At 72.8% G+C, this 25,899-nt stretch carries 24 protein-coding genes; 9 read left to right on the forward strand and 15 right to left on the reverse strand.

Annotated elements, in window-relative coordinates:
* Nucleotides 1-2: 2 nt before the first annotated feature.
* Nucleotides 3-662 (forward strand): response regulator, encoded by a 660-nt coding sequence (locus ACWEQG_RS35745; RefSeq protein WP_452291681.1) that lies wholly within the window; start codon nt 3-5, stop codon nt 660-662.
* Between the two features lie 129 nt (nt 663-791).
* On the opposite strand, the gene ACWEQG_RS35750 is transcribed toward ACWEQG_RS35745, so the two are convergent.
* The 3 genes from ACWEQG_RS35750 to ACWEQG_RS35760 are packed head-to-tail and all read right to left on the reverse strand — an operon-like array spanning nt 792 to nt 7,045.
* A complete protein-coding gene (locus ACWEQG_RS35750; protein ID WP_452291683.1) occupies nt 792-2,336 on the reverse strand; it encodes an N-acyl-D-amino-acid deacylase family protein in 1,545 nt (514 codons plus the stop codon).
* 13 nt (nt 2,337-2,349) lie between these two features.
* Complete coding sequence (locus tag ACWEQG_RS35755) at nt 2,350-6,327, reverse strand: DUF4153 domain-containing protein (RefSeq protein WP_452291685.1); 3,978 nt, start codon at nt 6,325-6,327, stop codon at nt 2,350-2,352.
* Nucleotides 6,328-6,355: 28 nt separating this feature from the next.
* On the reverse strand, nt 6,356-7,045 hold the full coding sequence (locus ACWEQG_RS35760) for a response regulator transcription factor (RefSeq protein ID WP_363472882.1): 690 nt from the start codon (nt 7,043-7,045) through the stop codon (nt 6,356-6,358).
* A 97-nt stretch (nt 7,046-7,142) separates the two neighbouring features.
* Here ACWEQG_RS35760 and ACWEQG_RS35765 point away from each other — a divergent pair, with 97 nt between their 5' ends.
* The 3 genes from ACWEQG_RS35765 (at nt 7,143) to ACWEQG_RS35775 (ending at nt 9,299) form a co-directional block, all read left to right on the forward strand.
* On the forward strand, nt 7,143-8,027 hold the full coding sequence (locus tag ACWEQG_RS35765) for an arylamine N-acetyltransferase family protein (RefSeq protein ID WP_452291687.1): 885 nt from the start codon (nt 7,143-7,145) through the stop codon (nt 8,025-8,027).
* Between the two features lie 152 nt (nt 8,028-8,179).
* Nucleotides 8,180-8,773: a hemerythrin domain-containing protein gene (locus tag ACWEQG_RS35770; protein WP_452291689.1), complete on the forward strand. Its 594-nt coding sequence runs from the start codon at nt 8,180-8,182 to the stop codon at nt 8,771-8,773.
* 331 nt (nt 8,774-9,104) lie between these two features.
* On the forward strand, nt 9,105-9,299 hold the full coding sequence (locus ACWEQG_RS35775) for a hypothetical protein (protein ID WP_183534958.1): 195 nt from the start codon (nt 9,105-9,107) through the stop codon (nt 9,297-9,299).
* 207 nt (nt 9,300-9,506) lie between these two features.
* On the opposite strand, the gene ACWEQG_RS35780 is transcribed toward ACWEQG_RS35775, so the two are convergent.
* A complete protein-coding gene (locus tag ACWEQG_RS35780; protein WP_452291691.1) occupies nt 9,507-9,818 on the reverse strand; it encodes a DUF3817 domain-containing protein in 312 nt (103 codons plus the stop codon).
* An 84-nt stretch (nt 9,819-9,902) separates the two neighbouring features.
* On the reverse strand, nt 9,903-10,712 hold the full coding sequence (locus tag ACWEQG_RS35785; RefSeq protein ID WP_452291692.1) for an SURF1 family protein: 810 nt from the start codon (nt 10,710-10,712) through the stop codon (nt 9,903-9,905).
* A 150-nt stretch (nt 10,713-10,862) separates the two neighbouring features.
* Between ACWEQG_RS35785 and ACWEQG_RS35790 the strand changes: the two genes are divergently transcribed.
* Nucleotides 10,863-11,036 carry a hypothetical protein gene (locus ACWEQG_RS35790; RefSeq protein WP_363469281.1) on the forward strand — a complete coding sequence of 58 codons (174 nt, stop codon included), beginning with the start codon at nt 10,863-10,865 and terminating at the stop codon, nt 11,034-11,036.
* Nucleotides 11,037-11,382: 346 nt separating this feature from the next.
* The gene (locus tag ACWEQG_RS35795) at nt 11,383-12,858 is read left to right on the forward strand and encodes a flavin-containing monooxygenase (protein WP_452291694.1); all 1,476 of its coding nucleotides are present in this window, start codon (nt 11,383-11,385) and stop codon (nt 12,856-12,858) included.
* A 5-nt stretch (nt 12,859-12,863) separates the two neighbouring features.
* Here the strand turns inward: ACWEQG_RS35795 and ggt are convergent, their stop codons facing one another.
* Entirely contained in the window at nt 12,864-14,642 is a 1,779-nt protein-coding gene (ggt, locus tag ACWEQG_RS35800) for a gamma-glutamyltransferase (protein WP_452291696.1), read from the reverse strand.
* Nucleotides 14,643-14,923: 281 nt separating this feature from the next.
* The gene (locus ACWEQG_RS35805) at nt 14,924-15,286 is read right to left on the reverse strand and encodes a hypothetical protein (protein WP_452291698.1); all 363 of its coding nucleotides are present in this window, start codon (nt 15,284-15,286) and stop codon (nt 14,924-14,926) included.
* Between the two features lie 319 nt (nt 15,287-15,605).
* Here ACWEQG_RS35805 and ACWEQG_RS35810 point away from each other — a divergent pair, with 319 nt between their 5' ends.
* Together ACWEQG_RS35810 and ACWEQG_RS35815 are read left to right on the forward strand one after the other, a co-directional pair.
* On the forward strand, nt 15,606-16,763 hold the full coding sequence (locus tag ACWEQG_RS35810) for a sensor histidine kinase (protein WP_452291700.1): 1,158 nt from the start codon (nt 15,606-15,608) through the stop codon (nt 16,761-16,763).
* The gene (locus tag ACWEQG_RS35815; RefSeq protein ID WP_452291702.1) at nt 16,760-17,422 is read left to right on the forward strand and encodes a response regulator transcription factor; all 663 of its coding nucleotides are present in this window, start codon (nt 16,760-16,762) and stop codon (nt 17,420-17,422) included. Before ACWEQG_RS35810 ends, ACWEQG_RS35815 begins: the two co-directional genes overlap by 4 nt.
* A gap of 78 nt (nt 17,423-17,500) precedes the next feature.
* Here ACWEQG_RS35815 and ACWEQG_RS35820 read toward each other — a convergent pair whose 3' ends face one another.
* The gene (locus ACWEQG_RS35820) at nt 17,501-17,947 is read right to left on the reverse strand and encodes a MarR family winged helix-turn-helix transcriptional regulator (protein ID WP_452291704.1); all 447 of its coding nucleotides are present in this window, start codon (nt 17,945-17,947) and stop codon (nt 17,501-17,503) included.
* Nucleotides 17,948-18,058: 111 nt separating this feature from the next.
* Here ACWEQG_RS35820 and ACWEQG_RS35825 point away from each other — a divergent pair, with 111 nt between their 5' ends.
* A complete protein-coding gene (locus ACWEQG_RS35825; RefSeq protein ID WP_452291706.1) occupies nt 18,059-18,973 on the forward strand; it encodes an alpha/beta hydrolase in 915 nt (304 codons plus the stop codon).
* A 207-nt stretch (nt 18,974-19,180) separates the two neighbouring features.
* Here ACWEQG_RS35825 and ACWEQG_RS35830 read toward each other — a convergent pair whose 3' ends face one another.
* The 7 genes from ACWEQG_RS35830 to ACWEQG_RS35860 all read right to left on the reverse strand — a co-directional run bounded on the left by ACWEQG_RS35830 (nt 19,181) and on the right by ACWEQG_RS35860 (nt 25,880).
* A complete protein-coding gene (locus ACWEQG_RS35830; protein ID WP_363469257.1) occupies nt 19,181-19,999 on the reverse strand; it encodes a MerR family transcriptional regulator in 819 nt (272 codons plus the stop codon).
* A 21-nt stretch (nt 20,000-20,020) separates the two neighbouring features.
* Nucleotides 20,021-21,310 carry an anhydro-N-acetylmuramic acid kinase gene (locus tag ACWEQG_RS35835; protein ID WP_452291708.1) on the reverse strand — a complete coding sequence of 430 codons (1,290 nt, stop codon included), beginning with the start codon at nt 21,308-21,310 and terminating at the stop codon, nt 20,021-20,023.
* Nucleotides 21,311-21,329: 19 nt separating this feature from the next.
* Nucleotides 21,330-21,788, reverse strand: coding sequence for a TetR-like C-terminal domain-containing protein (locus ACWEQG_RS35840; protein ID WP_452291710.1), 459 nt, complete (start codon nt 21,786-21,788; stop codon nt 21,330-21,332).
* Between the two features lie 201 nt (nt 21,789-21,989).
* Nucleotides 21,990-23,549 carry a multicopper oxidase family protein gene (locus ACWEQG_RS35845; protein WP_452291712.1) on the reverse strand — a complete coding sequence of 520 codons (1,560 nt, stop codon included), beginning with the start codon at nt 23,547-23,549 and terminating at the stop codon, nt 21,990-21,992.
* On the reverse strand, nt 23,546-23,917 hold the full coding sequence (locus ACWEQG_RS35850; protein ID WP_452291714.1) for a hypothetical protein: 372 nt from the start codon (nt 23,915-23,917) through the stop codon (nt 23,546-23,548). Before ACWEQG_RS35850 ends, ACWEQG_RS35845 begins: the two co-directional genes overlap by 4 nt.
* Complete coding sequence (locus tag ACWEQG_RS35855; protein WP_452291716.1) at nt 23,917-24,474, reverse strand: hypothetical protein; 558 nt, start codon at nt 24,472-24,474, stop codon at nt 23,917-23,919. Before ACWEQG_RS35855 ends, ACWEQG_RS35850 begins: the two co-directional genes overlap by 1 nt.
* A gap of 59 nt (nt 24,475-24,533) precedes the next feature.
* Nucleotides 24,534-25,880 (reverse strand): carotenoid oxygenase family protein, encoded by a 1,347-nt coding sequence (locus ACWEQG_RS35860; protein ID WP_452291718.1) that lies wholly within the window; start codon nt 25,878-25,880, stop codon nt 24,534-24,536.
* Nucleotides 25,881-25,899 lie beyond the last annotated feature (19 nt).

Below are 25,899 nucleotides of genomic sequence, written 5' to 3' on the forward strand. Positions count from 1 at the left end.
GCATGCTGCGCGTACTCGTCGCCGACGACCAGGACCTGTTCCGCGGCGGCTTCGCGATGATCCTCGACGCCCATGACGACATCACCGTGGTCGGCGAGGCGGCCGACGGCGCCGAGGCCGTCACGAAGGCGGTCGAGCTGAAGCCGGACGTGGTGCTCATGGACATCCGGATGCCCGGCGTGGACGGCGTCGAGGCCACGGCCCGGGTGTGCCGCAGGACCGACGCGAAGGTGCTGGTCCTGACGATGTACGACGTCGACGAGTACGTCTACGACGCCCTGCGCGCCGGGGCCAGTGGCTTTCTGCTCAAGGACGTACGGCGGGACGACCTCGTACGCGCCGTCCGCCTGGTCGCCGAGGGGGAGTCACTGCTGGCCCCTGCGATCACCCGGCGCCTGATCGGCGAGTTCGTCGGACGTGGACGTGCCCGGCCCCGGCTGCGGCAGCGGCTCGGTGAGCTGACCGACCGGGAGATGGACACGTTGCGGCTGCTCGCGCGCGGCCGGTCCAACGCCGAGATCGCCGCGGAGCTGGTGGTGACCGAGCACACGGTCAAAAGTCACGTGAGCAACCTGCTGACGAAGCTGGACCTGCGCGACCGCGCCCAGGCCGTCGTCTTCGCGTACGAGTCCGGCCTGGTCGTCGCCGGTGACCAGGACTGATTCCGCGCCGATCGGCGATGACGACTCGGTGCCCGAGCCGGTGGTAGTCAGCGGGGCGGGCGAGCTGTCGGGCCGGCGGCGCCCCGGGGAGGACGCGGGCCAATTGACGTCCTCGCCGCGCCCGGGCGTTCAGGCGGGGCGCAGGGCGCGGCCGGGGGTGGCGCCGGTGAGTGCGCCGCCGCGCAGCACCGGCACACCTCCGACGAGCACGTCGTCCACGCCCACGGCGAGCGTACGGGGCTCGTCGTAGGTCGCCGTGTCGGCCACCGTGGCCGGGTCGACGACGATCAGGTCCGCGGCCTGGCCGCGCCGTACGAGGCCGCGGTCGGGCAGCCGGAAGCGGCGCGCCGGGTGGGAGGCCAGGTGCACGGCGGCCTGTTCCCAGGTGAGGTCGCCGAGCTCGCGCACGTGCCGGCCGAGGTAGCGGGCGAACGCGCCGAAGCCGCGCGGGTGCGGATGGCCGCCCACGTAGATGCCGTCGGAGCCGCCGGTGTGGCCGGGGTCGCGCATGACGGCGCGCACCGACTCCTCCCCCGCCGGGCCCTCGTCGGGGCGCGCCTGCACGCAGCCCGCCTCGAGCCGGGTCTCCACAAGCAGCACCCGGCAGAACTCGGCGGCCGTCGCGCCGTACTCGGCCGCGGCGGCGGGCAGGCTCATCCCCTCGGCCCACTCGAAGCCGGGGGCGTGCGAGAGCCTGATGCGCGGCCACAGGTCGTCGCGTCCCGCCCACTCCGCGGCGAGACGATCGCGCTCGGAGGACAGCATCGCCACGGCGCGGCCGGGATCTGCGGCGGGCACCCACGGCGGCAGCGTCACCATCGCCAGGATCGTGCTGGACCGCAGGTAGGGATAGGTGTCGAAGGTCAGGTCGACGTCCTGCCGCCGGGCGTCCTCGACCAGCGGCAGCAGAGTGGAGGCCGGGCCGTGGAGATGCGAGACGTGCGCGGCCGCCCCGGACCGCTTGGCGATCTCCACGACCTCCGTCATCCCCACCGCCGCGGACGGGCCGTACGCGCGCATGTGGGTCACGTACGGCAGGCCGCCCAGCGACGCGCACAACGCGGCCAGCTCGGCCGCGTCGGCGTACCGGCCGGGGGCGTACTCCAGACCCGACGACAGCCCGGCCGCCCCCTCGGACAGGCCCGTCTCGACCCTGCGGAGCATGGCCCGCGTCTCGTCCTCGTCCGCGGCCCGCTCCGCGGGACCCATCACGTCGAACCGGATCGTCGCGTGCGGGAGCAGATAGACGGTGTTGAGCGCGGTCCTGCCGTCGTACCCGGCGAGCAGGTCCGCGACGCTCACCGGCCCGTCCACGTGCGGGTGCGCGCCGTTGACCGCCGCGAAGTAGCGGCTCGCGTACGCGAAGGCGGCCGGGGTGGTGGCCGGCGCGAACGACAGGCCGTCCTGGCCGAGCACGAAGGTCGTGACCCCCTGCCGCAGCGCGGCGTGCTGCACGAGAGGGTCGAACACGACCGCGTCGCCGTGCGCGTGGCAGTCCACCAGCCCCGGCAGCACGTATCTGCCCGCCGCGTCGATCCGGGTGGCCGCCTCGGCCGAGTCGAGACGGCCCACCGCCTCGACCCGGCCCCCGCGCACGCCGACGTCCGCGCGGAACGCGGGGGCTCCGGTCCCGTCCACGACGCGGCCGCCGCTGATCAGCACATCGAAGGTCACGTCCTCGATTAGATCAGTCGTACGGTCCGGGCACACGCGACGAACCGGGGCAGTCGTCGGGCCGCACGACGGGCCTGCGCTCCAGCACCTCGCGGGCGCGGGCACGGGCGAGGTTCCAGCCGTTCCAGGAGTCCGGCTCGCGGAGACCGTTGACCGCGACCACTTCGCTCAGCACGCAACTGCGGTCCGGCTCGGGCAGCCGGTCCAGGATCGGCACGGCCTCCGCCCCCAGATCGCCAAGGTAGCCGTGGTCGAGCCGCTCGACGCCCCGGATCGTGAGCTGGGTCTCGGCCACCCGCGCGTCGGGGTCCCAGACCGCGAACACCAGCAGCGACACGCCGGTGAGCAGCACGAGCCCCCGGAAGAACCAGGACGTGCCGCCGCCGATCAGCCGCACCGTCCCGGCCGCCAGCACCAGCACGAACACCGCGCCGAGCCACCAGATCGTCGCCACCACCGAGGCCCGCAGCCGGGACAGGCCGTACGCGTCGGTGTAGAGGCCGATGCGGTGCAGCGCCGAGGCGAGGATGACCAGCGTGAACGCGCACAGCAGGCCGAGCAGCACGGCGAGCAGCCAGCGGTCGGCCCGGCCGCGCAGGCGCAGCAGGGCGACCGCGGCGGCCACGATGCCGAGCACGAAAAGGCTGACCGTGACGAGTTCGAAGAAGCCCGACCTCGCGTACTCCGCGTAGGTGAGCCCCGCCGTCGACAGCACCCTGCGGCTTCCGCCGAAAAGCACCGTGATCTGCACGGTCACGAACGCCGCGAACAGCAGGTTCAGCCCGGCCAGCGGGATCACCCACACCTGCCGGCCGAGGGACATCCGCAGGTCGGGCGCGGCGGGCTCGGCCACCGGGCGCAGGCCCACCAGCACCGCCGCCACGGCCAGCACCGCGAACACGCAGAACACGAAGACCCGGTACGGCAGGCTCTGCGCCCATTCCGGTGTCCGCAGCAGGTCGCTGAGGAAGGCCGAGAAGACCGCGTCGGCGGAGGAGAACAGCAGGCCGAAGACGGCCAGCAACACGACGGTCACGGCGGCGCTGACCAGCGTGGGCAGCATCCGCCGCCGCCGCGCCAGGGTCCGCAGCGGCCCGGCCAGGAACCACGGCGTCGGCAGCACCGCGAACGCGACCGAGATTCCTCCCCTGATCACGGCGAGCCAGCCCCGGCCACCGCCCGACAGCGCGAGGGACCCCACTCCGAACGCGGCCAGCAGCACCGGCCCGACCACCCATTCGGCGTCACGGAAGAGCGCCACGGAGACCAGCGCGTACGCCAGGAGGCCGAAGGCCAGGGTCCACGGGGTGACCCGGCCGCGCCGGAGCGGCAGCACCGCGGGGAACGCCGCCGCCCCCATCGCGACCGCCGTCAGCACGAGGCCCAGCCCGGCCGACGCGTACGGCAGGGTGACGGCGGCGACCAGACCGGCCGCCGCGGCGGCCGGCAGCAGCCAGCGGGGCGCCTCCGGCAGGTCCGGCCGCGGGAACAGCGGCGGCGGCACGTAGGCGGGCGGCGGGGGATACCGTCCCGGCGTGTGCGGCCCGGACCCGGGGGGCCCAGGGGGCATCGGTGGCCCAGGGGGCATCGAAAACACCGGGGACGAGGGCACAGGAGGCACAGGGGGCGAGGGCACAGGGGGCGAGGGCACAGGGGGCGAGGGCACAGGGGGCGAGGGCACAGGGGGCGAGGGCACAGGGGGCGAGGGCACAGGGGGCACGGACGGTTCCGGGGAGGCCTGCCGCTGCTCCGCGCGCTCCTGGGCACGCGGGCCCGCCGGGTTCTCCGGAGGCCTGCCCCCCGGCGCGGCGGGAACCGGAGGCGCCGGGGAACTCACGCTGTGGACGGCCGCGGCCACGGTGGGCGCGGACGATCCCGGTGTCTCCGGAAGCGGACCGGGTTGGGTGCTCACGGTGACCGCCACCGGCACGGATGCCCCCTCGGCGGAACCGGACACGGCGTCTCCCCCGGGCGCGGTGTCCGACGCGGGCGCGGCGCTAGTGGCCGGCGCGCCGTCTGTCGCGGGCGCGGCGCCTGTGGCAGGCGCGGCGCCTGTGACGGTGGTGGGCGGGCTGGTGTACCACGGCGGCGGGGACGCGGCCGCGGCCGTCGCCGCTGCCCGCCGGGCCGTCGACGAACCGCGCGTCGCTCCCACGACCGCCCCGGCGGCGGTGAACAGCACCAAAGAGACGATGCCCAGCCCCCCTACGCCGAGGAAGACCGGAGCGATCAGCCCGGCGAGGAATCCGGCGAGCATGCCGACGCCCGCGCCGAGAGCCACTCGCGCCACGTGCCCGGCAGGGTCGTAGGGCACCCCGGCCCGCGGCGCGAACACCTGCCCCGGCACGCCGGCGCCTCCGCCCGGGGGGACCGGGTACGGCTGGTCCGCCCGGGCATGGACGAGGCCCTGCCGCCGGGGATCCTCCCGGTCCTCGCCGCCGTCGCCGCCGGCGATGCCCGCGCCGCCGGTCGAGGAGATGCCGAGGTCCCCGGCTCGGAGGTAACCGGCCCGGAGGTGACCGGTCTCCGCGATGCCGGTCGTCGAAGCAGGAGCCGCGGCCTTGGGGGAGGACTCGAAGCTTGCCCCCTGCCGCTCCCCGGGTCGCCCGGGAGTGTCGGCGGTCACGGGCGTGGACGGCCCCGTGTCCTCACCTCGCGCGCCGGGTGCGTGCCGCTCCGCGCCGGAGTGTGGTGCGGCGGGATGCGGAGTGGCGGAGTGCGGAGCGGCAGGATGCGGCGCACCGGCGTAGCGGGGTGCGGCGGCCGCGTCACCGGACTCTCCCGGTCCTTCGGCCGCGATGGCGGCCCTCCCCGCCCGGTCACCGCCGTCGTCCCCGCCTGGGCCCTCCCCGCCGGGCCCACCGGCGGGACTGCCGGCGCCCACCTGCTGGATCTCCATGTCTCCCCTTCGTTCTGCGGCGTGGACGGGTCCGTCCGCGCTCTCGCCTGCCACCGGCTCGCCCTGACGCGGCAGCGTGACGACCATCCGGCACCCCGGCGCCGTCCCCCGGCCTCTCCCCCCGGGCCGTCTCACGGCCGGGAGCGGGTCCCCCACCGAGATCGACCCGCCGTGCAGCTCGACGATCTCCTTGGCGATGGCGAGCCCGAGCCCGGCCCCGCCCGCGTCGGCGGCACGCCCGGCGTCGAGGCGCGAGAAGCGCTCGAACACCCGGGCCCGCTCCGCCGCCGGGATGCCGGGACCCTCGTCGGTGACGCCGATCTCCAGGTTCGGTCCGGCGGCCCGCGCCTCCACCCGGACCGTGCCGCCGGACGGGCTGTGCCGTACGGCGTTGTCGAGCAGGTTGGCCAGCACCTGGGCGAGCAGGGCCGCGTCGGCCGACAGGGCCGTCCCCGGCGCGACGACGTTCATCACCGTCACGTCGTCGCGCGCGAGAGCCGCCTCCGAGACTGCCTGGCGGCACAGCGACGCCAGGTCCAGCTCCTCCGGCTCGATCAGCCGCGCCCCCGAGTCGAGCCGCGACAGATCGAGGAGCTGGGCCACCAGGCGGCCGAGCCGCTGCGTCTGGGCGAGGGCCGTGCCCAGGGTGTCGAGGTCGGGCGGCGTGACACCGTCCACGACGTTCTCCAGCACGGCCTGCAGGCCGGTGATGGGTGTGCGCAGCTCGTGGCTGACGTTGGCCACCAGCTCACGCCGTTGCCGGTCGACCTCGGCGAGGTCGGCCGCCATCGCGTTGAACGCCCGCGCCAGCTCCCCCACCTCGTCGCGGGACGTGGCGGTCACGCGCAGGCCGTACCGGCCCTTGGCGATCGTCTGCGCGGCGGCGGCCATCTCGCGAAGCGGCCGGGTCATGCCGCGGGCGAGGAGCTGCACCATGATCAGCGCGAGCACGACGGCGATCGCGATCCTGAGATCCCGGGACAGGCCGGAGTTGATGCCGACCTCGTTGACGACGAACGCCGCCACCACGGCGAGCACGATCACGATGCCGAGCTTGACCTTGATCCGGCCGAGGAAGTCGAGCGGCCTCATCGCCTGGCTTTCTCCGTTGCGGTGCGCGTCACGGGCGGACGAGCGCGTATCCCACGCCATGGACGGTACGGACGACCTCCGGGCCGAGCTTGCGGCGCAGCGCGCGGACGTGGCTGTCCACGGTCCGGGTCGCGGCGGCCTCGGAGAAGCCCCAGATGTCCGACAGCAGCCGCTCGCGCTCGAAGACGTGGCCGGGCCGCTCGGCGAGACGCCGCAGCAGGTCGAACTCGGTCCGGGTGAGCTGGGCCTCGGTCCCCCGGACGAACACGCGGCGCTCGGCCGTGTTGATCTCGACGTCGCCGATCCTGATCACCGTGTCCTCGTGGGCCAGCAGGCTGGCCCGCTCAACCCGCCGCAGCAGCGCGTGGATCCTCGCGACGAGCTCCCGCATGCTGAACGGCTTCGTGATGTAGTCGTCGGCGCCCACGCCCAGGCCGACCAGCACGTCGGTCTCCTCGCCCAGCGCGGTGAGCATGAGCACCGGCACCGGCCGGGCCGCCTGCATCCTGCGGCACACCTCGAGCCCGTCCAGGCCCGGCAGCAGCCGGTCGAGGACGACGACGTCGGGCTCCGCCTTCGCGTAGGCCGCGAGCGCCTCCTCGCCGTCGCTCGCGACGCGGACGTCGAAACCCTCCGCCACGAGCCGGAGCCGCACGGCGTTGGCGATGGTGTCGTCGTCCTCGACGACGAGGACACGGCGTTGCTGCGGGGTTGCCATGCACGGAAGCGTAGATCCCCCCTGTGCAGAGGCGCCGTCCGGAAATGTGCAGATCCCGTGCACCGGAAACGTCGGCCGCCCGCGCTAGCGTGGCCATGTGGATCGGACGCTGCATGCTGAGGACTACCTGCGACGGCTCGGCCTGCGGTCGAGTGGCCCACCGAGCGTCGAAGAGCTGTTCCGGCTCCAGGCGGCGCACGTCGAGCGGGTGCCGTACGAGAACCTGGAGATCTGGCTGGGCCGGCCGACCACGATCGACCCGGCCGAGTCATGGCGGCGGATCATGTGCGGGCGCGGCGGATACTGCTGCCACCTGAACGGCGCGTTCTCGGTGCTCCTGCGGCAGCTGGGCTACGCGGTCACGCGGCACTTCGGCGGCGTCCAGGGCTCGCCCGAGGAACGCGCCGGGGCCACGGGAAACCACCTGGCCCTGACCGTGAGCGGCCTGCCGGCGGACGCCAATCCCGGCGGGCGGTGGCTGGTCGACGCCGGGCTGGGCGACGCGATCCACGAGCCGATCCCGCTGGTCGAGGGCGTCTACCGGCAGGGCCCGTTCCGGTACGCCCTGCGCCGGTCGGAGGCCGAGCCGGGCGGCTGGCGGTTCGACCACGACGCGCGCGGCAGTTTCAGCGGCATGGACTTCCGCCCGGGACCGACGGAGATGGGCGCCTTCGAGGCCAAGCACGAATGGCTGTCCACCTCCCCCCAGTCGGGATTCGTCCGGGTGGCGTCCGTGCAGCGGCGCGACGCCGCCGGGATCGACCTGCTCAGGGGGCTCGTGCTCACGCGCGTCGGTCTACCCCCGGCCGGGGGCGGGCCGGACCCGTCGGTGACGCTGGAGCGCCGGGAGGACTACTTCGCCGCGCTCGCGGACGTCTACGGCATGACGCTGGACGACGTCTCCTCCGAGGAGAAGGACGCGCTGTGGTCCCGGCTGCTCGCCGCCCACGAGGAGTGGCTGGCCGCCCGGCAGCCCACCTGAGCCGGGAACGGCGCCCCGCCCGCAGCGTTCCAACCCGGTCGCCGCGCCCGGCCCGCGTGGCCGCGTCATGCGCCCCCAGCGCCGAATCCGCAGGTCATGGGTTTCGCCCCCCGGTTACGGGTAGCCCGGATATGACCAGGAAGGAGGCGCTAATGGACCGCCAGTCAAGGCCGGAGACCATGCGGGAGAACGACGTGATCGAACTCCTGACGCACCAGCACGCTCTCATCCGGGAGCTCTTCGACGAGGTCGACAGATGCCAGGGGGAGGAGCGCAAGGAGGCCTTCAGCCGCCTCGTCCGCCTGCTCGCCGTTCACGAGACGGCGGAGGAGGAGATCGTCCACCCCTACGCGCGGCGCAAGCTGGTCGGCGGCGACACGATCGTGGACAACCGTCTGCAGGAAGAGGAAGAGGCGAAGGAACTGCTCAGCCGCCTCGACGACATGGACGTGACGACGGCGGAGTTCTCCCGGGAGCTGGAGAGGCTGCGGGCCGCCGTGTTCGCCCACGCCGCCGCCGAGGAGCGCTACGAGTTCTCCGAGCTCAAAGCCAGCACGTCCGAGGCCGAGCGCAAGGCCATGGCCGTGGGCGTCAAGGCCGCCGAGGCGATGGCACCCACGCATCCGCACCCCGGGATCGAGTCGGCGACGGCGAACATCCTGATGGGCACGCCGATCGCGATCATGGATCGTGCCCGCGACCTGATCCGAAAGGCGATGGGCAAGCAGGAGTCCGGCGAGGGCTGAGTCTGCGGCGTTCCGCCGCAGGGGGCGCGGCGGAGCCGCCGAGGCCGGGGTCCCCGCCTTCGGCGTCGGAATCCCGGCACACATGGAGGGTGAGTGCCCCGGGGCCGGTCTTCCGCCGCAGGGGGCGCGGCGGAGCCGCCGAGGCCGGGGTCCGCGCCTCCGGCGTCGGAATCCCGGCCCACGTGAATGCGCGGGCCGGGGTCCGAGGCGCACCCCCGACACCGGCCCGCGCCTCCCCTCGGCCGTTCGCGGAACTCGGCCCGGACTTCGGACGTTCTCCCAGCGACGCGGGACGACGTCCCGCGCGGGACCCGACACGAAAGGCCTGACGATGTCGCCACTGGGCAAGTACTACGTGGGCGCGGCGGTGGTGGCCGTGCTGGTCTTCATCCTTCCGGTGCCGACGCTCCTGGCCTGGCTGGTCGCGATCGGCGCGCTGGGAGCGCCGATCGTCGCCTACTTCATGCTGGACGAGTCGCAGCGGGCGCGGCTGCGGCGCATCCGCCGCCGCCAGATCGGCGGCTGAGCAGTCTGTTCTGAGCAGCCTGTCTGAGCGGCCTGTCCCAGAGCTCGCGCAATCCCCGGCCGGGCGCCGTCACGGCGCCCGGCCGGTGGCGTTCACGAGCCGACGCGCACAAGCCGGCGCTAGCGAGCCGACGCTTTCCAGCCGGCGCTCAGGAGGCGGCGCTCACGAGCCGGCGGAGTTTACGAGGCGGCGCTCACTACCGGGCGCTCACGAGGCGGTCGCGATCCTCCTGCGGACCCGGTCGGTGACGTTCCGCTCCAGGACGAACGACAGGAACGGGATCGTGCCCGCGACGAGCACGAGCAGCAGGTAGCCGATCGGCCAACGGGCCTTGATCAGGCCCAGGTTGATCGCTGCCACCAGATAGACCATGTACAGGAAGCCGTGGATCGGCCCGACGACCGCGACCATCGTGCCGTTGTCGAAGCCGTACTTGACGACCATTCCGGCACACAGCACGAGCAGCATCACGCCGACGATGTAGGCCAGGACGCGGTAGAAGTTGAGCGCGGATTCCACGTCGATCAATACCTCTGCTGGGTGCTGGGGAAACGGTCACCACACGATATCCGTGCGAGGCGGCGGTCCGGGCTCCAGGGCCCGTCAGGCCTCCGCGTGCGCGGCGGGCTCGGCCGGCTCCGGCTCCGAATCCCGGCGCTCCTCCCGATTCCGCCGCCCGCGCAGTGCGTCGCGGACGAAGTGGAACCACATGTACACGGCGAACAGCGCGAAGATCCACCACTGGAGGGCGTAAGCCAGGTTCCGCCAGGTGAAGCCGCCGCCCTGGGTCGGCGGGGACACGGCCACCGGCGTGGTGCGGGAGGGCGGCTCCTGGGCGGTCACGACGAGGAACCCGTCCCGCACCCGCGCGTCCGGCCACACGTTGATCAGCTCTGCCGTCGACACGGTCGCCACCTGACCGCGCGGCAGGTTGCCGCTGCGCATCACGTCGTCGGTCTGCTCGGCCGGCCGCAGCCGCCCGGTCACCGTGACGGCGCCCTCGGGCACGGCCGCGGCGGGGTCGGCCGCCGTCGCGACCCAGCCCCGTACGACGGGGACGACCGTGCCGTCCGCGAGCCGCAGCGGGGTGAGCAGCCAGAATCCGCTCCCCCGGGCCGCCCTCCCGCCGGGGGCGTCGACGTCGGCGACCCGATCGGCCACCAGCAACTGGTTCGCGGCGTCGTAGGTCCCCGTGGCGGTCACTTTGCGGCTGATCGCGGCGCCGCTGATGTGCCGGCCCACCTGGGTCAGCTCGGTGACGGCGACGGGCGCGGGGTCGGGGGCCCGTCGCGGGGCGCCCGACGCCTCGAAGACGCCGAGTTGCCAGCGGCCGAGGAAGGTGAAGGACACGAGCACCCCGATGACCAGCAGGTGCAGGGCCACCAGCCGGGGAGCCAGGAGGGTGCGGAGCATGGATACAACGCTATCCGCCGGCCGTACCGGTCCGGTATTCGCGCCGGTGTCACGGGTGCCCCCGAGGAGGAGCCCCAAGTCAGCCCCATCGGAGGGCAAAATCCGACAAATCACAGCCGTGACACACTGTGGGTCGCTAGAGTCTTGGCCATGTCCGACCCTCAGATCGACCCGGCCGGAAACACCCAGGCTTTCCGCGCCTTCGCACAGCAGCAGGACACGGCGGCATCCAACGAGCAGCCGTCCCGCCTGCCGATTTGGATCGCCGTCGGCGCGGCGCTCGTCGTGATCCTCGCTGTGGTGGCCTACCTCCTGGTTCGCTGACATACCTGTACCAGCCGCCGACGACCGCGCCCGTCGGCGGCTTTGTCATGCCCAGCGCGGCCCATCCGACGCGGACGTCGGCCCGAAAATGGACGGGCACCACATAAGGTGACGGAGAGCCGCAAACACCCCCGCAACGGCCAGAGGCATTCTCCGGCCGTCACCGGATAGGCGCCACCGCTGCGGGCCGCAGCCGGACCGCGCTGCTGGGCGGGCTACTGGGCCCTGTTGCTGAGCCCTGCTGCCGGGCCCTGCTGCTGGGGGCTGTGGTGCTAGCTGTGCTTCTGGACCCCGGCGTACGGACGCGAATATATTGGACGATGTTCCAATAGGACGGGGAGGACGCATGCCCAGTCCGGGCGTCACGATCATCGGTTCCGGCTTCGCCGGGCTCTGCATGGCCATCAAGCTGAAGGAGGCCGGCTACCACGACTTCGTGGTCCTGGAGAAGGCCGGTGAGCTCGGCGGCACCTGGCGGGACAACACCTACCCCGGCTGCGCCTGCGACGTCCCCTCGCCGCTGTACTCCTTCTCGTTCGAGCTCAACCCCGGCTGGTCGCGGCTGTTCTCCCCGCAGGAGGAGATCTGGGACTACATGCGGGCCTGCGCCCGCAAGTACGGCGTGGAGCCCCACCTGCGGTTCGACACGGAGGTCTGCGGGCTGGAGTACGACGACGAGCGCACCCTGTGGCGCGTGTCGACCGGCGACGGGGAGACGTTCGAGACCCACGCCGTCGTGTCCGGCGTCGGCGCCCTGCACGTGCCGTCGTTCCCCGAGATCCCCGGCCGCGAGCGCTTCACCGGCAAGGCGTTCCACTCCGCCCGGTGGGACCACTCCACGGACCTGACCGGCAAGCGCGTCGCAGTCATCGGCACCGGCGCGTCGGCGGTCCAGTTCGTCCCCGTCGTCGCCGAGCAGGCGAGCCGCCTCACCGTGTTCCAGCGCACCCCTCCGTGGATCCAGCCCAAGCCGGACCTGCCGATCGAGGGGCGGCTGAAGCGGGCCATGGAGACGCCGGTCGGCGCCCGCCTGCTGCGCGACGCCGTCTACTGGCTGCTGGAGACCCGGGCCGTGGGCTTCACGATCGACCCCCGGCTGATGAAGGTCCACCAGGCGATGGCCGAGCGGCACCTGGCCCGGCAGGTGCCCGACCCCGGCCTGCGCGCGAAGCTGACGCCCGATTACACCATCGGCTGCAAGCGCATCCTGCAGTCCAACGACTACTATCCCGCGCTGACCAGGGACAACGTCGAGCTCGTCACCGAGCGCATCACCGAGATCAGGGAGCGCTCGGTCGTGGACGCCACGGGGCGCGAGCACGAGGTCGACGTGATCGTCTACGGCACGGGCTTCCGCGTGGTCGACTCCCTCAACGAGCAGCGGATCGTCGGCAGGAACGGCGTCAAGCTCCAGGACGCGTGGCGCGACGGCATCGAGGCCTATCACGGCGTCACCACCGCGGGCTTCCCCAACCTGTTCTTCCTGCTCGGCCCCAACACCGGCCTCGGGCACACCTCGGTCGTCTTCATGATCGAATCGCAGGTCCGGTATGTCATGGACTGCCTGCGGCTGCTGTCCAGAGCCAAGGCCAAGGCCCTGGACGTACGGCCGTCGGCGCAGCGGGCCTACAACGACCGCCTGCAGCGGCGGCTCGACCGGCTGGTGTGGAACGAGGGCGGCTGCACGAGCTGGTACCTGGACGAGCACGGCAAGAACCGCACGCTCTGGCCCGGCTTCACCTTCGAATACTGGGCACGGACCCGGAAGGTGAAGCCGAGGGCCTACGAGCTCATCGGCGCCCGGACCGGCGACGCGGGCTGACCGGATCAGCGACGTGCGCTGACCACGAGGGCGCTGCCTCCGCCACGCCGGAAGGCCGGCTCGGCGACGGCCCGCACCCGGCCGTTCCGGAGGAACTCCAGGCCGGTCGCCGCGCCGATCTCGCCGGCCGGTGGAGTGGTCGGCACCGCGAACGTGTGCCCAAGCCTGCCCAGCTTCTCGCCGTACCGGTCGATGAACGCCTGCTCGGCCTGGGTCACCTCGATATTGCGCTGGGAGGCCCGCGGCGCGGCCACCGCGTCCGGCAGCGACATGCCGAAGTCGAGCCGGTTCACCAGGATCTGCAGCACGGTCGTGATGATCGTCGCGCCGCCCGGTGAGCCGACGGCGAGCAGCGGCCTGCCGTCCTTGAGCACGATGGTGGGGGCCATGGACGACCTCGGGCGTTTGCCGGGCGCGGGCAGGTTCGGGTCGCCCGGCGCCGGGCCGAAGGTGAAGTCGGTCAGCTCGTTGTTGAGCAGGATGCCCCGGCCCGGCACCACGATGCCGCTGCCACCGGTCTGCTCGATGGTGATGTTGTAGGCCGCCACGTCGCCCCAGCGGTCGGTCACCACGAGGTGGGTGGTCTCCGGCCCCTCCTTCTTCTCCTCGGGCGCCGAGGCCGCCGGAGCCGCCGGAGCGCACGGGGAGTAGGACCCGTCGGGCGATCCGGGCGCGGCGGGGTGCGCCATCGCCCGCGGGCCGATCAGGCAGGCGCGCTCCTTGGCGAACCCGTCGGACAGCAGCTCGCCGAGCGGCACGTCCACGTACGCCGGGTCGCCGACGTAGGCGTTGCGGTCGGCGAAGGCGAGCCGGGAGGCCTCCAGGTATTCGTGCAGGCCGACCTTCGGCAGGGCCTCGAGGATCTTCAGCGCCTCCCCCACGGTCGAGCCGCCCGACGACGGCGGCGCCATGCCGTACACGTCGAGGCCCTTGTACGTGACCTTCGTGGGCGGCCGTTCCAGCGCCCGGTAGGCGGTGAGGTCGGACACCTCCATGAGCCCGGGCCGGACGTTCCGGGTGGCGCCCTCGCGCACCGGCGGCTTCTTCACCGTGGCGACGATCTCCTGGCCCAGCGTTCCGCCGTACAACCAGGACGGGCCGCGGATGCCCAGCTCGCGGTACGTACGCGCGAGGTCGGGGTTGCGGAAGATCGAGCCGACCCGCGGCGGCTGCCCGCCCGGGAGGTAGAGCGACGCGGTCGAGGTGAAGTCGGCGAACCGCTCGGCGTTCTGCTGCGTCTGGTCGTGGAACGTCCGGTCGACGACGAAGCCCTTCTCGGCGATGTCGATCGCGGGGCGCAGCGCCTCCCGCAGCGACATCGTGCCGTACTCGCGCAGCGCCGTCTCCCACTGCGCGACGCTGCCGGGGACGCCGACCGACAGCCCGCTGGTGACGGCCTCCGCGAACGGGATGCCCTCCAGCGTCGTCGAGGTCATCGCCTGCGGGGCGGTCTCCCGCCCGTCGATCGTGGTCACCCTCCGCCTGCGGGCGTCGTAGTAGACGATGAAGCCGCCCCCGGCGAGCCCGGCGGAGTAGGGCTCGGTCACGCCGAGCGCGGCCGCCCCCGCAACCGCCGCGTCCATCGCGTTGCCGCCCTGGCGCAGCACCGTGAGCGCGGCCTTGCTCGCGTCGAGGTCCACGGTCGCCACTGCCCCGCCGTACCCCTCCGCGACCGGCCGCTTGACCTCCTGCGGAGGCGGAGGGTGCACGCCCGCCTGGGCGGGCGGGGCGAGGAGACCCGCCAGCGTGACCAGTCCCAGCGAAGTGACGACGACGCTCCTCATGCCTGGCACCTCCACCACACGCGCGATCACTCCAGCATGACTCACAGAGGTCAAAATCGCTGCGGGATTGTCCGCATTTGGACGTCGTACGGCCGATCGAGCCTGCGGGGATCGAAGACGGAGCGGGGAACGAAGGGGCCGTGCGCGTGCGTCACGCCGCCGGAGCGGGCCGGCTCGTGGTGCGCCATGGGGTGTCCGGCAGATGCTGCCCGTCCGCGAGGCGCCGCCTGGGCCACGCGCGGCAGGGCCATGACTTGCCGGACACCACCTGACAGCCGGGATCAGTTGTACAGCTTGCCCCGGGCGCTGGGAGTGGCGTTGTAGACCTCGAGCCGGTAGTAGCCGTACAGCCCGTAGATGCTGCCCTCGCCGTAGAAGGGAGCGGTCTTGCGGGTGAACCCGCTGCGGACGACCACCCCGGTGTCGACGTCCACCACCCGGTAGTTCGCCCCGAGGATCGAACCCGCCTGGACCTTGTAATACACCCAGTTGCTGCTGTTCGCGTGGATGATGTTCGTCTCGCAGTGCGTCGTGACCACGATGCAGGTGTCCTCCGCGGCGTTCGCCGGTGTGGCGATGACGGTCGCCACGACGACGGCCGTGGCAGCGGCGGCGCCGGTGGACAGGATCTTCCTCAGCTTCATCTGTGCTCCTCGATGCCTGGGGGTCGCCGGCGACGGAGCGCCGGTGCGTCCGCCGGCCGCAGGCGAAGGCGCAGCCGGGAACGCTCGGGCAGTAGCATCGGACGCCTCGGTATAGACGGGGTATATGCGCGGCCGAATCGCCGTACGGGACCCGGAGAGGGAGCGGCGCGGGCACGGACGGCGCGGCCCCTGACGTAGCGACATGGCGACGAGCGATGCCGGGAAACACCAGGCGGGCGGGTCATACTCCTTCCGGCGTACGACCGGCTGCGGCGGCGGGCGGATGCGGCGGCCTGCGTCGATGGCCTAGCGTGCGGGTGTGCGTCCCGGTTCCGCGTTGTATCACCGCATCGATCCCGTCCTGCCGGTCATCGTCGGGATCGTCCAGGTGTTCCTGTCGATGGGCGCGCAATACTGGCAGCTGCGCAATCCCGACCTCGGGCGGGTGCCGCTGACCTGGTGGGGCTACACGCTGCTGCTGGTCGGGGCGTTCGCGATCGCGCTGCGCCGCCGGTACCCGCTCGCCGCGCTGGCCGTCACGCTGACGGCGACCTCGGTCTACATGCTGTTCGACTACGCGTACGGGCCCGTGTTCCTCAGCCCGGTCATCGCGATCTTCCATGCGGTGCTGTCCGGGCACCGCCGCGCGGCGTGGCTGTCGTCGGCGGCGTTCTTCCTGTTCGTGGTCGCCTATGCCACCTGGCTCATCCCCCACCAGGCGAGTCTCTTCCACCACACCGCCGTCGCGGCGTACCTGCTGCTCACGCTGACCGTCGCGGAGTTCCACCGCGTGCGCCGCGAGCGCCTCGCCGAACGCGAGCGGGTCCAGCGGGAGGAGGCCAGGCGACAGGCGAGCGAGGAACGACTGACCATGGCCCAGGAGCTGCACGACGTGCTCGCCCACAACATCTCGCTGATCCACGTCCAGGCGTCCACCGCGCTGCACCTGCTGGACGACCACCCCGAGCAGGCCCGCACCGCGCTGAGCACGATCAAGCAGGCGTCCAAGGACGTGCTGACCGAGATGCGCGGCGTGCTCGACCTGCTCAGGGACGGCGCGCCGCGCTCCCCCACGGCCGGCATGGCCCACCTGGCCGACCTGACCGGGCGCAGCGGCCTGCCGGTCACGCTGGAGGTGGCCGGGCGGGAACGTCCGTTGCCCGCGAGCGTCGACCGGGCCGGCTACCGCATCGTCCAGGAGTCGCTGACGAACGTCTCGCGCCACGCGCCCGGTTCGCGGGTGACCGTCCGCGTCGCGTACGCGCCGGAGGAACTGGTCGTGACGGTCGAGGACGACGGCGCGGGCGCGGCACGGGCCGAGACGGGCCTGGGCGGCGGCAACGGCATCCCCGGCATGCGGGAGCGGGCCGCCGCGCTCGGCGGGTCGCTGACGGCCGGGCCCCGGCCGGGCCGCGGTTTCCGGGTGGAGGCCCGCCTCCCCCTCCCCCCATCCGCCGGACAGAAGGAGCCGAATTGATACGCGTCCTGCTCGCCGACGACCAGGCGCTGGTACGGGCCGGGTTCCGGGCCCTGCTCGACGCGCAGGAGGGCATGACCGTCGTGGGCGAGGCCGGGGACGGCGAGCAGGCCGTCCTGCTCACCCGGGACCTGCGCCCCGACGTCGTGCTGATGGACATCCGCATGCCCGGCACCGACGGCCTGACGGCCACCCGCCGCATCGGGGACGACCCCGCCCTCACCGACGTGAAGATCGTCATGCTGACGACGTTCGAGCTGGACGAGTACGTCTTCGAGGCCCTGCGCGGCGGTGCGAGCGGCTTCCTGGTCAAGGACACCGAGCCGGCCGAGCTGATCCAGGCCGTCCGGGTGGTGGCCTCCGGCGACGCCCTGCTGTCCCCCGGCGTTACGCGCAGGCTCATCGCCGAGTACGTCGCCCGCGCCAAGGAGCCGGGCATCGCGACCAGCCTCGACGCGCTGACCGAGCGGGAGCGGGAGGTGCTCGCGCTCGTGGGCACCGGCATGACGAACGACGAGATCGCGGCCCGGCTCTACATGTCCCCGGCGACGGCCAAGACCCACGTGAGCCGGACGATGACCAAGCTCCACGCCCGCGACCGGGCCCAGCTCGTGGTCATCGCGTACGAGTCGGGCCTGGTCAAACCCGGCTGGGTGTGAGGCCGCGTCCTGAACCGGCCGGCTGTATGGCCGCGTCCTGAACCGGCTGGGTGTGAGGCCGCGTCCTGGATCGGCGGATCATGAGGACCCGTCCTGGCGGCACTCCTCCAGCTCCGCGCGCAGGGCGGCGAGCGTCGCGGCGGTCCGGGCGAGGTCGGCGGCGGGGACGGCGGCCGTGCGGGCGGCCAGCTCGTCCGCGACCGTGGGGCGTGCGGCGGCCAGGATCCGCGCGCCCTCCGGCGTCAGGCTGAGCACGGAGGACCGCCGGTCCTCGGGGTGTGCCGCGCGCACGCACCAGCCCGCGCTCTCGAGCCGGTCGACCGCCTTGCTCACGGCGCCGACGGTGATCCCCACCTCGCGCACGATGTCGAGCACCCGGCACCCGGGGCGGCGGTCGATGATCTCCAGGAACTCGAACTGGCCCAGGCTGACGCCGTGCTCGGCGCGCAGCCGGTCGCTCACCGCGTTGTACAGCCGGGTCTCGACGCGGACGAGGTCGACGAACAGGCGAGTGACATCCGTCACAGTTACCGCTCTCATAGATTCCAAGGAATCATCTTCCAGGGAATCGGGTTGCAGGTCTCACAAGTGCATTCCAGGTAATCCATCCTCTCACCCCGACCTATGGAGGTCCGGATGACCCGCAAGCAGCGCGAGGCCGTCGACGCCCTGCACCGCAACGCCCCCGTCCACCCGAACCCGACGCTCGAGGAGCAGCGCGCCGGATTCGCCGGCGCCCTCTCGCGGCCCCGGCCCGGCGACGTCGCGGTGCGCGAGACGGAGCTCGGCGGCCGTCCCGCGCTCGACCTGACCCCGGCCACCGCCACGGGCGGGGGCCGGCTGCTCTATCTCCACGGAGGCGGCTACGTCCTGGGGGCGCCCGGCACGCACACGGGGATCAGCGGCCAGCTGGCGTCCCGTGCCCGGCTGCGCACGACGTCGCTGGACTACCGGCTGGCCCCCGAACACCCCTTCCCCGCGGCGGTGGACGACGGCCTCGCCGCCTACCGGGCGCTGCTCGACGAGGGCGTGCGGCCGGAGGAGCTGGTGCTCGCCGGAGACTCCGCCGGTGGCGGGCTCGCCGTCGCCACCCTGGTCGCGGCCCGCGAGGCCGGCCTGCCGCAGCCGGCGGGCGCCGTCGTCTTCTCCCCGTGGGTCGATCTGACACTCGGCGGGCAGAGCATGAGCACGAAGAAGGACGCCGACCCGATCTTCACCCCGGAGGCGATCCAGGCGTTCGCCACCCACTACCTGGCCGGTCAGGACCCCGCCCATCCACTGGCGAGCCCGGTGTTCGCCGACCTGCGGGGCCTGCCCCCGTTACTGGTACAGGCCGGCTCGAACGAACTCCTGCTGGACGACGCCGTCCGGCTCGCCGCCCGCGCCGCCGCGGACGACGTGGACGTCACGCTGCGGGTCTGGGCGCAGGTGCCGCACGTGTTCCAGAACCACTTCGGCCACCTCGACGAGGCCGACGAGGCGCTCGACGAGGCCGCCCGCTTCCTGTCCGTACGGGCGGAGGCCGGCCAGGAGACGCCTGGCGTGGACTGACGTCCGGACCGGCGCCGCACCTCCACTTTGGACCGGCACGCGCGACGGCGACCGGCTGACGGCGTGGCAGCGGACGGGCGGGCGCGCGGGCCGGCGGTTCCGTCGGCCCGCGGCGGTCCCGGCCGGCCGCGGTTCCGGCCACGACCGCGGAGGGGGTGGCCTCGATCCACCTCGGCGTACGCGGAAGCCGGCCTTCACGTGGCCCTGCTAGCCGGCGAGCGGCTCCTGGAGTTCGGTGACCCAGCGGGCGGGGTCCTCCCCGGCCTCCAGGTAGAGCTCCCTGGCGTACCCGGCCGAGCGGTGACCGCCGTCGGCGATCCACCGCGCCAGCGTCTGCGCGGCCGGGAGGACGTCGTCCATCGGCCCCCGATGCACGATCGTGGCCGCCCGTTCGATCGCGGGCAGGTCCACGACCGTGAAGTCGTGACCGTCCCCGGGCGCCACCGCGACCGGCATCGCGGCGTGCGCGAGGATGCCGTCGCCGCCGGGGGCGTCCTCGTAGTAGGCGATCCCCGGTCCCACCGGGGTCACCCCGGCCTCGACCAGCCTCCGGCACAGCTCGTCGAACAACGGGCCCATGACCGGGCTGATGTCCTCCGGCTCGTAGCTGCGCGCCACGGCGCTCAGCTCGGCCACCCGGACCGCCGGGATGCGCTTGACCACCACGTCGTCGGTGTTCATGTGTCCCTCACTCTCGATCGTCCGGAGCCTCGCCTCGACCTGGACCAGCCGTGCCGTAGCGGCGGCCACCGCCGCCTCCAGCTCCGCCTGCCGCAACCGCAGCATCCCGCGCAGCTCCTCGGCGCTCACCCGCTCGTCCAGCACTTCCCGCACCTGGCGGAGCGTGAAGCCCAGGTCCTTGAGCGCGGTGATCCGGTTGAGCCGGGCGAGCTGGCCAGCCTCGTAGAAGCGGTAGCCGCTCGCGGGATCGACGTGGGCCGGGCGAAGCAGCCCGATCGCGTCGTAGTGGCGCAACATGCGGACCGACACGCGGCCGTGCCTGGCGAAGTCTCCGATGGCGAACATGGTGTGGCCGATTCCAGTGCCTCACACGGTGTCAGGGTCAACAGCGCCCATGCGGATGCTCCGGGGCGGCGCGCCCAGCGGTTCCGGCAGCCGCAGCGGACCGCGCCCAGGGGTGATCGTGCCGAGCACCCGCGATCCGGCCGCGCCGGTGCAGGCGGGCACCGTGCCGGGCAGGCCGTGCGCGGTCAGCCAGCCGAGATAGGAGAACGCGATCGCCTCCTTGGCGTCCGAGGGCACGCCGAGGTCGTCGCTCGGCAGCAGCCGCACCCCTGCGGCCCGCACGCGCAGGGCGCGCATCAGGGCCGGGTTGCGCACCCCGCCGCCGGACACGACCACGGTGCCGAGCCGGTGTCGCCGGATCTCGGCCGCGACCGTCTCGGCGGTGAGCGCCGCGAGCGTCGCCAGCAGATCCGGCAGCCCCAGCGCGTACGGCCCGGCCACCCGCTCCAGGTAGCCCGCGTGGAACAGCTCCTTGCCCGTCGTCTTGGGCGGCGGCCGGTGATAGTAGGGCTCGGCGAGCAGCTCGGTCAGCAACCCCTCGTGCACCCTTCCCGCCGCCGCCAGCCTGCCGTCCTCGTCGTACGGCCTGCCGGTGGCGGCGAGCACGGCCGCGTCCAGCAGCGCCGAGGCCGGGCCGGTGTCGTAGGCGAGCGGCGGCTCGCCGGCGGTGGGAGCCACGGTGAGGTTGGCGATGCCGCCGAGGTTGAGGGCGCCCGCGCGACCGCGCGAAGCAGCCGTCCCGCGCGATCCGGGCGCCCCCTGCGGCTCGGCGGCTTCGGGCGGGGTCGGCTCGGGCGGCTCGGTCGGGGTCGGCGTCGGCTCGGGCGAGCCTTGCGGCTCGGAGGGCTCGCGTAGTCCGGCGAGCAGCGGCAGGTCGAAGGCGGACACGAGCGGCGCGCCCTGTCCTCCGGCCGCCACGTCGCGCACCCGCAGGTCCGACACGACCGGGACGCCGAGCCGTTCGGCGATCCAGGCGGGCTGGCCGAGCTGGAGCGTCCCGCGCACACTCCCCTCCTCGACCCAGTGATACAGCGTCTGCCCGTGTGAGCAGACGAGGTCGGCGGCCGGACAGCCCGCCGCCGCCTCGGCGAACGCCTGTCCGACGAGCGTGTCGAGACGGCAGACCTCGCCCATGTCCGTACTGTTCGGCGGCAGCGCGGCGACGATCGCGGCCCGCAGGCCGGGCGGGTACGGCACCGTGCCGGTGTGCTCCACGACCCCGGTGAGCAGGTCGCCGTCCGCCGTCCAGCGGACGAGCGCGCAGTCGATCCCGTCGTGGGAGGTCCCCGAGATCAGCCCGAGCACGCGCATGACCACCTCGCGAGAACCGCTAGCCGGCTCTCGGCGGAAGGCCGACGAGCTTGGTGAGGAACCGGTCGATCTGCTCCTCCGCGGGCGGCCAGGGCAGGTCGGGCTCGTTGATCCGCTGCGACAACATGCCGTTCACGGCGGTGCGCAGGTCGATGGCGACCGTGGCGGCGTCGTCGCGCGGGGCGATCCCGGCGTCCATGCAGCGCTGGACCGCCTCCGTGGTCCTGGCCACCAGCACCTCCTTGAACGGCATGCCGAGCCGGCGGTGGACCGCGCTCTCGTGCAGCACCTTGTAGAGGCCCGGATGCTCGTGTGCCCAGGCGGCCTGCGCGTGGATGCGCGCCCGCAGCCGCGCCGCGGGGTCCTCCTGCGCCGCGACGATCTCCTCGCGCAGCCGCTCGCCCTGCCCGCGCGCGTTCGGACGGCGGCGGGCGGCGGGAGCCGGGGGCCCGGTTGCCGGAGTCGGGGTGGCTTCCATGACCGGCCCATTGTACGAGGAGGGGACAACGCTACAGCCGTAGCGCTACAGCCGTATTCAGGGGGAGCGCATCCTAAGGAAGAAGTCCCCGTAGCGAACGGCGAAGATCATTATTTCCGCGATAGACCAGGGCATCCGGGTCCGGCAAGGGTTGCTTCACGGTCATGGCGTACGGCGGCGCGGTCTCGCCGTACGCGGGTGTCAGCCGACCTGGAGGGTGGCCATCATGGCCATGTCCTCGTGTTCGAGGTTGTGGCAGTGGGCGAGGTAGCGGCCCCGGTAGGCGTCGAAGCGGACGGCGAGGTGGACTTCGGTGCCCGGGGCCAGTTCGACGGTGTCCTTCCAGCCTGCGTCGTAGGGGCCGGGGCCGGAGGAGCCGCGGCCGAGGACCTGGAAGAACGCGCCGTGCAGGTGGAAGGGATGACGTTCGACGCTGAGGACGGTCCAGTGTTCGGTGACGCCGAAGGCGGGGCGCAGGTATGGGACGGCGGGATTGAACGGTTTGCCGTTGATCTGCCACTGGGAGCCGTTGCGGGAGAAGACGAGTTGCCGGTGTGCGCCGTCAGGGGTGAGCGCGGGGATGTCGGAGAGCCGGTCGGGGATCGCCGAGTCGTCGGTGACTCGGCGGGTGATGTGGAAGCGCATGACCTGGCCGGCGCCGCCGGTGCCGGCGAGGTTGACGAGGGTGACGGTGGAGCCGGCGGGGTAGCGGGAGAAGTCGACGACGACGTCGAAGCGTTCGGCCGGTGAGATGCGGAGGGTGGCGTGACGGACAGGCTCTGCCAGGAGGCCTCCGTCCCCGCCGATCTGGGTGAACCGGCTGTCGGCCGGTCCGTCGAGGCGAAGTTCGTAGCGGCGGGCGTTGGAGGCGTTGACGAGGCGGAGCCGGTAGCGGGCGGAGTCGACTTCCAGGTAGGGCCAGGGGGCTCCGTTGACGAGGATGACGTCGCCTTGCGCGCCGCCCATGATGGATTCGGCCATGCCGGGGACTTCGAGCAGGGTCGGGTCGGTGGCGGGGTAGGCGAGCTGACCGTCGGCGTCGAAGGCCCGGTCGCAGATGAGCAGGGGGATCTCGCGGTCCCCGCGCGGCAGCGGGAGCGCGTCGTCTTCGTCGTCTCGGATGACGCACAGGCCGGCCAGGCCTTTCCAGACCTGGGCGCCGGTGAAGTCCATCCGGTGATCGTGGTACCAGAGGGTGGCGGCGCGCTGACGCATGGGGAAGGCGTAGGTGCGCTGGTGGGTGCTGACGTGGGCATGCGGGTCGTGCATCGCGGCGTGGCCGCCGTGCGCGCCGTGCCGCGCATGACCGGTGGCCATGTGGGCGAGGTCTCGGGGGTAGAGCAGGTCGGTGGGGAACCCGTCGTGTGAGGGCGGGGTGATGCCGCCGTGCAGGTGGGTGGCGACGGGGACGGGGAGCAGGTTGGTCTGGCGGACGATCACCGGGGTGCCGGAGCGGGCTTCCAGGTAGGTGCCGGGGAATGTCCCGTCGTAGCCCCAGATCCGGGTGGAGTAGCCGGGAAGGATCTCGGCGGTGGACTCCTTGAGGGTCATGTCGTGGTGGTCGCGGTCGGGTCCGGAGCGGAGCGGCTTGGCGGACACGGGGATCGGCAGAGGCAGGGTGTAGGGCTTTGGGAGCCGGGCGGCGCTGGTGAGGGTGCCGGGTCCGACCGTTCCGCCGTCGCCTCCGCAGGCGGTGAGGGCGGCGGGGGCCAGGGCGAGACCGGCGAGCTTGAACAGATCGCGACGGGTGGGGCGGGTCACGCGGGGTCCTCCTCGGCGGGCGGGGCGGCGAACAGGAGAGGCAGGGAGGCGACGACGACGGCGAACAGGGCGACGCCCAGCGGGACGTGCAGCCACATGCGGTGGTCCATGCCGGCGGTGAGCTGGACGATCTCCAGGGCGAAGACCGCGGCCGTGAGGGGCAGGAGGCGCGGCCCGACGAGGCGCTTGCGTCTGGCGATGGCGGCCATGACGGTCAGCAGGAGCGCGACGGTGGACACGATGGCGGCGTTGTCTCCGTGGTTGCCGACGGCCTCATCGCGGCCGGACAGGAACATCCCGGCGAGGATCGGCTGGAGGGCGAAGGCCAGGGCGTGGACGATCGCGGTGACGCGCAGGGCGATGAGCATCAGCGGGCTCCGGTCGGGATGGGGGCACGGCGGGGGGTGAGCTTGGCGGCGGCGAGGCCGGCCAGGTAGCCGACGGTGAGCGCGGCCAGGCCGGTGAGGAGGTTCGGCTTGCCGACCATGCAGTACAAGATCCCGGTGATGACGCCGGTCCGGGTGAGAACGGAGGTCCACAGGCGCGGGTCGTGGATGCGCCCTGCCAGGGAGGTCGGCAGTTCGGGCCCGGCTTCGCGGGCGTCCTTCACCATGGCGCGCAGGTCCTTGCCGGTCAGCGGTTCGCCGAGCAGCACGAGCACGACCCAGCCGAGAAGCCCGGCGATGATCCAGCCTTCCCACGACCAGGCGGTGATAGCGAGTGCGAGCCCTGCGACCAGGGAGCCGAGCCTGCCCCAGACGCCGAATGCGGCCGAGGCGTTCAGGGCCTTGAGGCCTTCGCGGGCGTGGCCGGTGGTGGTGGCTGCCCGCAGGGCCGCGACGCCGATCCAGTCGGTGATGAGGCTGGCGAGGATGGTGAGGGCGGCGACGATATGCGCGGCCAGGAGGAGTCCGTCGAGGGACATCAGAGGGTTCCTTTCTCGCGAAGGGGGCGGCCCGGCGAGGGGCCGCCCCGCAGGATCGACTACTGGTCGGTGTCGGGGATCCAGGAGCCGTGGATGCCGCCGGTGACGCGACGGGGCAGGTGGACGGTGGCGATCCGGTCGAGGCCGGCGGCGTCCAGGACCAGGAGCTGGGAGGCGTCCTGCTTGAGGTCGGAGACGACGGTGAGGAGGTAGCCGTCGTCCTCGTTCGCGGCGCCTTCGGCGGGGACGAAGACGGCCTCGCTGGGCAGGCGGGCGTCACCGGCCTGGTGGACGCGGCGGGCGCCGGTCGCGCGGTCGTACTTGACGACGCCGTAGCCGCCGAAGCCGTCCTGGTCGGGGAAGGAGACGGCGTAGGTGTAGCGGTTCTCGGTCCCGAGGTAGTCCTCGTTGAGAGTGGGGAACTCCACGGCCAGGTCGTCGATGGTCTGCTCGTCGACGCTGCCCTGGGCGAGGTCGACGACCCAGCGGCGGGTGTAGGAGCGGGTGTTGGGTTCGGTGCCGCGGCCGGGCGCGCCGACCCACCAGTTCCAGGACAGCTGGAAGCCCTGGCGGTCGACGGTTGGGCCTTCCAGAACGATCCGGCCCTGGGCGTCCTCGTAGGCGTTGGCGGCGTGCAGCATGTTGCCGGGCTCGATGTCGAACCAGCGAATCCTGGCGGCGCCGTCGTCGGTTCGGGGCATGACGCCGATGCGGGAGGGCTGGGCGTCGCTCCAGCCGTAGGGGATGCCGGAGTGCTCGGTCGGGTCGAAGGTGACCGAGCCTTCGACGAAGACCACGTGGTGGCGGGTGATCGCGAAGTCGTGCTTGAGGGAGGCGGTTGCGCCGGGGATCTCGGCACTGTGGACGATCTGGCCCTTAGCGTCGGCGACGTAGTAGAGGAGGTAGGGCGGGAACGGTGAGGAGCCGAAGAAGTGCAGCTCGCCGGTGACGGGGTCGGTCTTGGGGTGGGCGGTCATCGCGCTGCGCAGCGTGCCGTCGAAGTCGTAGGCGCCGACGGTCTCCAGCTCGGCGTCCAGCTCGAACGGGAAGTTCGCCTCGCACAGGGCGAGCAGGCGTCCGGCGTGCTCGATGACGTGGGTGCCGGCGGGGCTGGCGGTCATGTCCGGGCCGTGCTCGGTCATGTAGGGGGCGCCGTCCAGGGCGGGGGTGCGGACCCAGCGGTTGCGGTACCACTCGGCCCGGCCGTCCTGCAGCCGGATCCCGTGGACCATGCCGCTGCCCTTGAACCAGTGCGTCGGGGTGACGCCCGGCTTGGGGTTGTGGCTGTTGCGAATCAGCCGGCCGTTCAGCTCGGGCGGCAGGTGGCCCTCGACGGTCAGGCCGGTCGCGGTGATCTCGTCGACGGCGGGGGTGTAGTGGCCGATCAGGTAGGGCTTGGTGGTCATGGCGAATTCCTCTTCCTTG

The organism is Microbispora sp. NPDC004025, assembly GCF_053604425.1.

Excerpts from the sequence above, each read along its gene's own strand:
- ACWEQG_RS35770 (WP_452291689.1), top strand. The coding sequence starts at position 8,180 with ATGGACCGCCAGTCAAGGCCGGAGACCATGCGGGAGAACGACGTGATC.
- ACWEQG_RS35760 (WP_363472882.1), bottom strand. The coding sequence starts at position 7,045 with ATGGCAACCCCGCAGCAACGCCGTGTCCTCGTCGTCGAGGACGACGAC.
- ACWEQG_RS35790 (WP_363469281.1), top strand. The coding sequence starts at position 10,863 with ATGTCCGACCCTCAGATCGACCCGGCCGGAAACACCCAGGCTTTCCGC.
- ACWEQG_RS35775 (WP_183534958.1), top strand. The coding sequence starts at position 9,105 with ATGTCGCCACTGGGCAAGTACTACGTGGGCGCGGCGGTGGTGGCCGTG.
- ggt (WP_452291696.1), bottom strand. The coding sequence starts at position 14,642 with ATGAGGAGCGTCGTCGTCACTTCGCTGGGACTGGTCACGCTGGCGGGT.
- ACWEQG_RS35840 (WP_452291710.1), bottom strand. The coding sequence starts at position 21,788 with ATGGAAGCCACCCCGACTCCGGCAACCGGGCCCCCGGCTCCCGCCGCC.
- ACWEQG_RS35825 (WP_452291706.1), top strand. The coding sequence starts at position 18,059 with ATGACCCGCAAGCAGCGCGAGGCCGTCGACGCCCTGCACCGCAACGCC.
- ACWEQG_RS35785 (WP_452291692.1), bottom strand. The coding sequence starts at position 10,712 with ATGCTCCGCACCCTCCTGGCTCCCCGGCTGGTGGCCCTGCACCTGCTG.
- ACWEQG_RS35850 (WP_452291714.1), bottom strand. The coding sequence starts at position 23,917 with ATGCTCATCGCCCTGCGCGTCACCGCGATCGTCCACGCCCTGGCCTTC.
- ACWEQG_RS35855 (WP_452291716.1), bottom strand. The coding sequence starts at position 24,474 with ATGTCCCTCGACGGACTCCTCCTGGCCGCGCATATCGTCGCCGCCCTC.
- ACWEQG_RS35755 (WP_452291685.1), bottom strand. The coding sequence starts at position 6,327 with ATGAGGCCGCTCGACTTCCTCGGCCGGATCAAGGTCAAGCTCGGCATC.
- ACWEQG_RS35805 (WP_452291698.1), bottom strand. The coding sequence starts at position 15,286 with ATGAAGCTGAGGAAGATCCTGTCCACCGGCGCCGCCGCTGCCACGGCC.
- ACWEQG_RS35745 (WP_452291681.1), top strand. The coding sequence starts at position 3 with ATGCTGCGCGTACTCGTCGCCGACGACCAGGACCTGTTCCGCGGCGGC.
- ACWEQG_RS35830 (WP_363469257.1), bottom strand. The coding sequence starts at position 19,999 with ATGTTCGCCATCGGAGACTTCGCCAGGCACGGCCGCGTGTCGGTCCGC.
- ACWEQG_RS35835 (WP_452291708.1), bottom strand. The coding sequence starts at position 21,310 with ATGCGCGTGCTCGGGCTGATCTCGGGGACCTCCCACGACGGGATCGAC.
- ACWEQG_RS35860 (WP_452291718.1), bottom strand. The coding sequence starts at position 25,880 with ATGACCACCAAGCCCTACCTGATCGGCCACTACACCCCCGCCGTCGAC.
- ACWEQG_RS35795 (WP_452291694.1), top strand. The coding sequence starts at position 11,383 with ATGCCCAGTCCGGGCGTCACGATCATCGGTTCCGGCTTCGCCGGGCTC.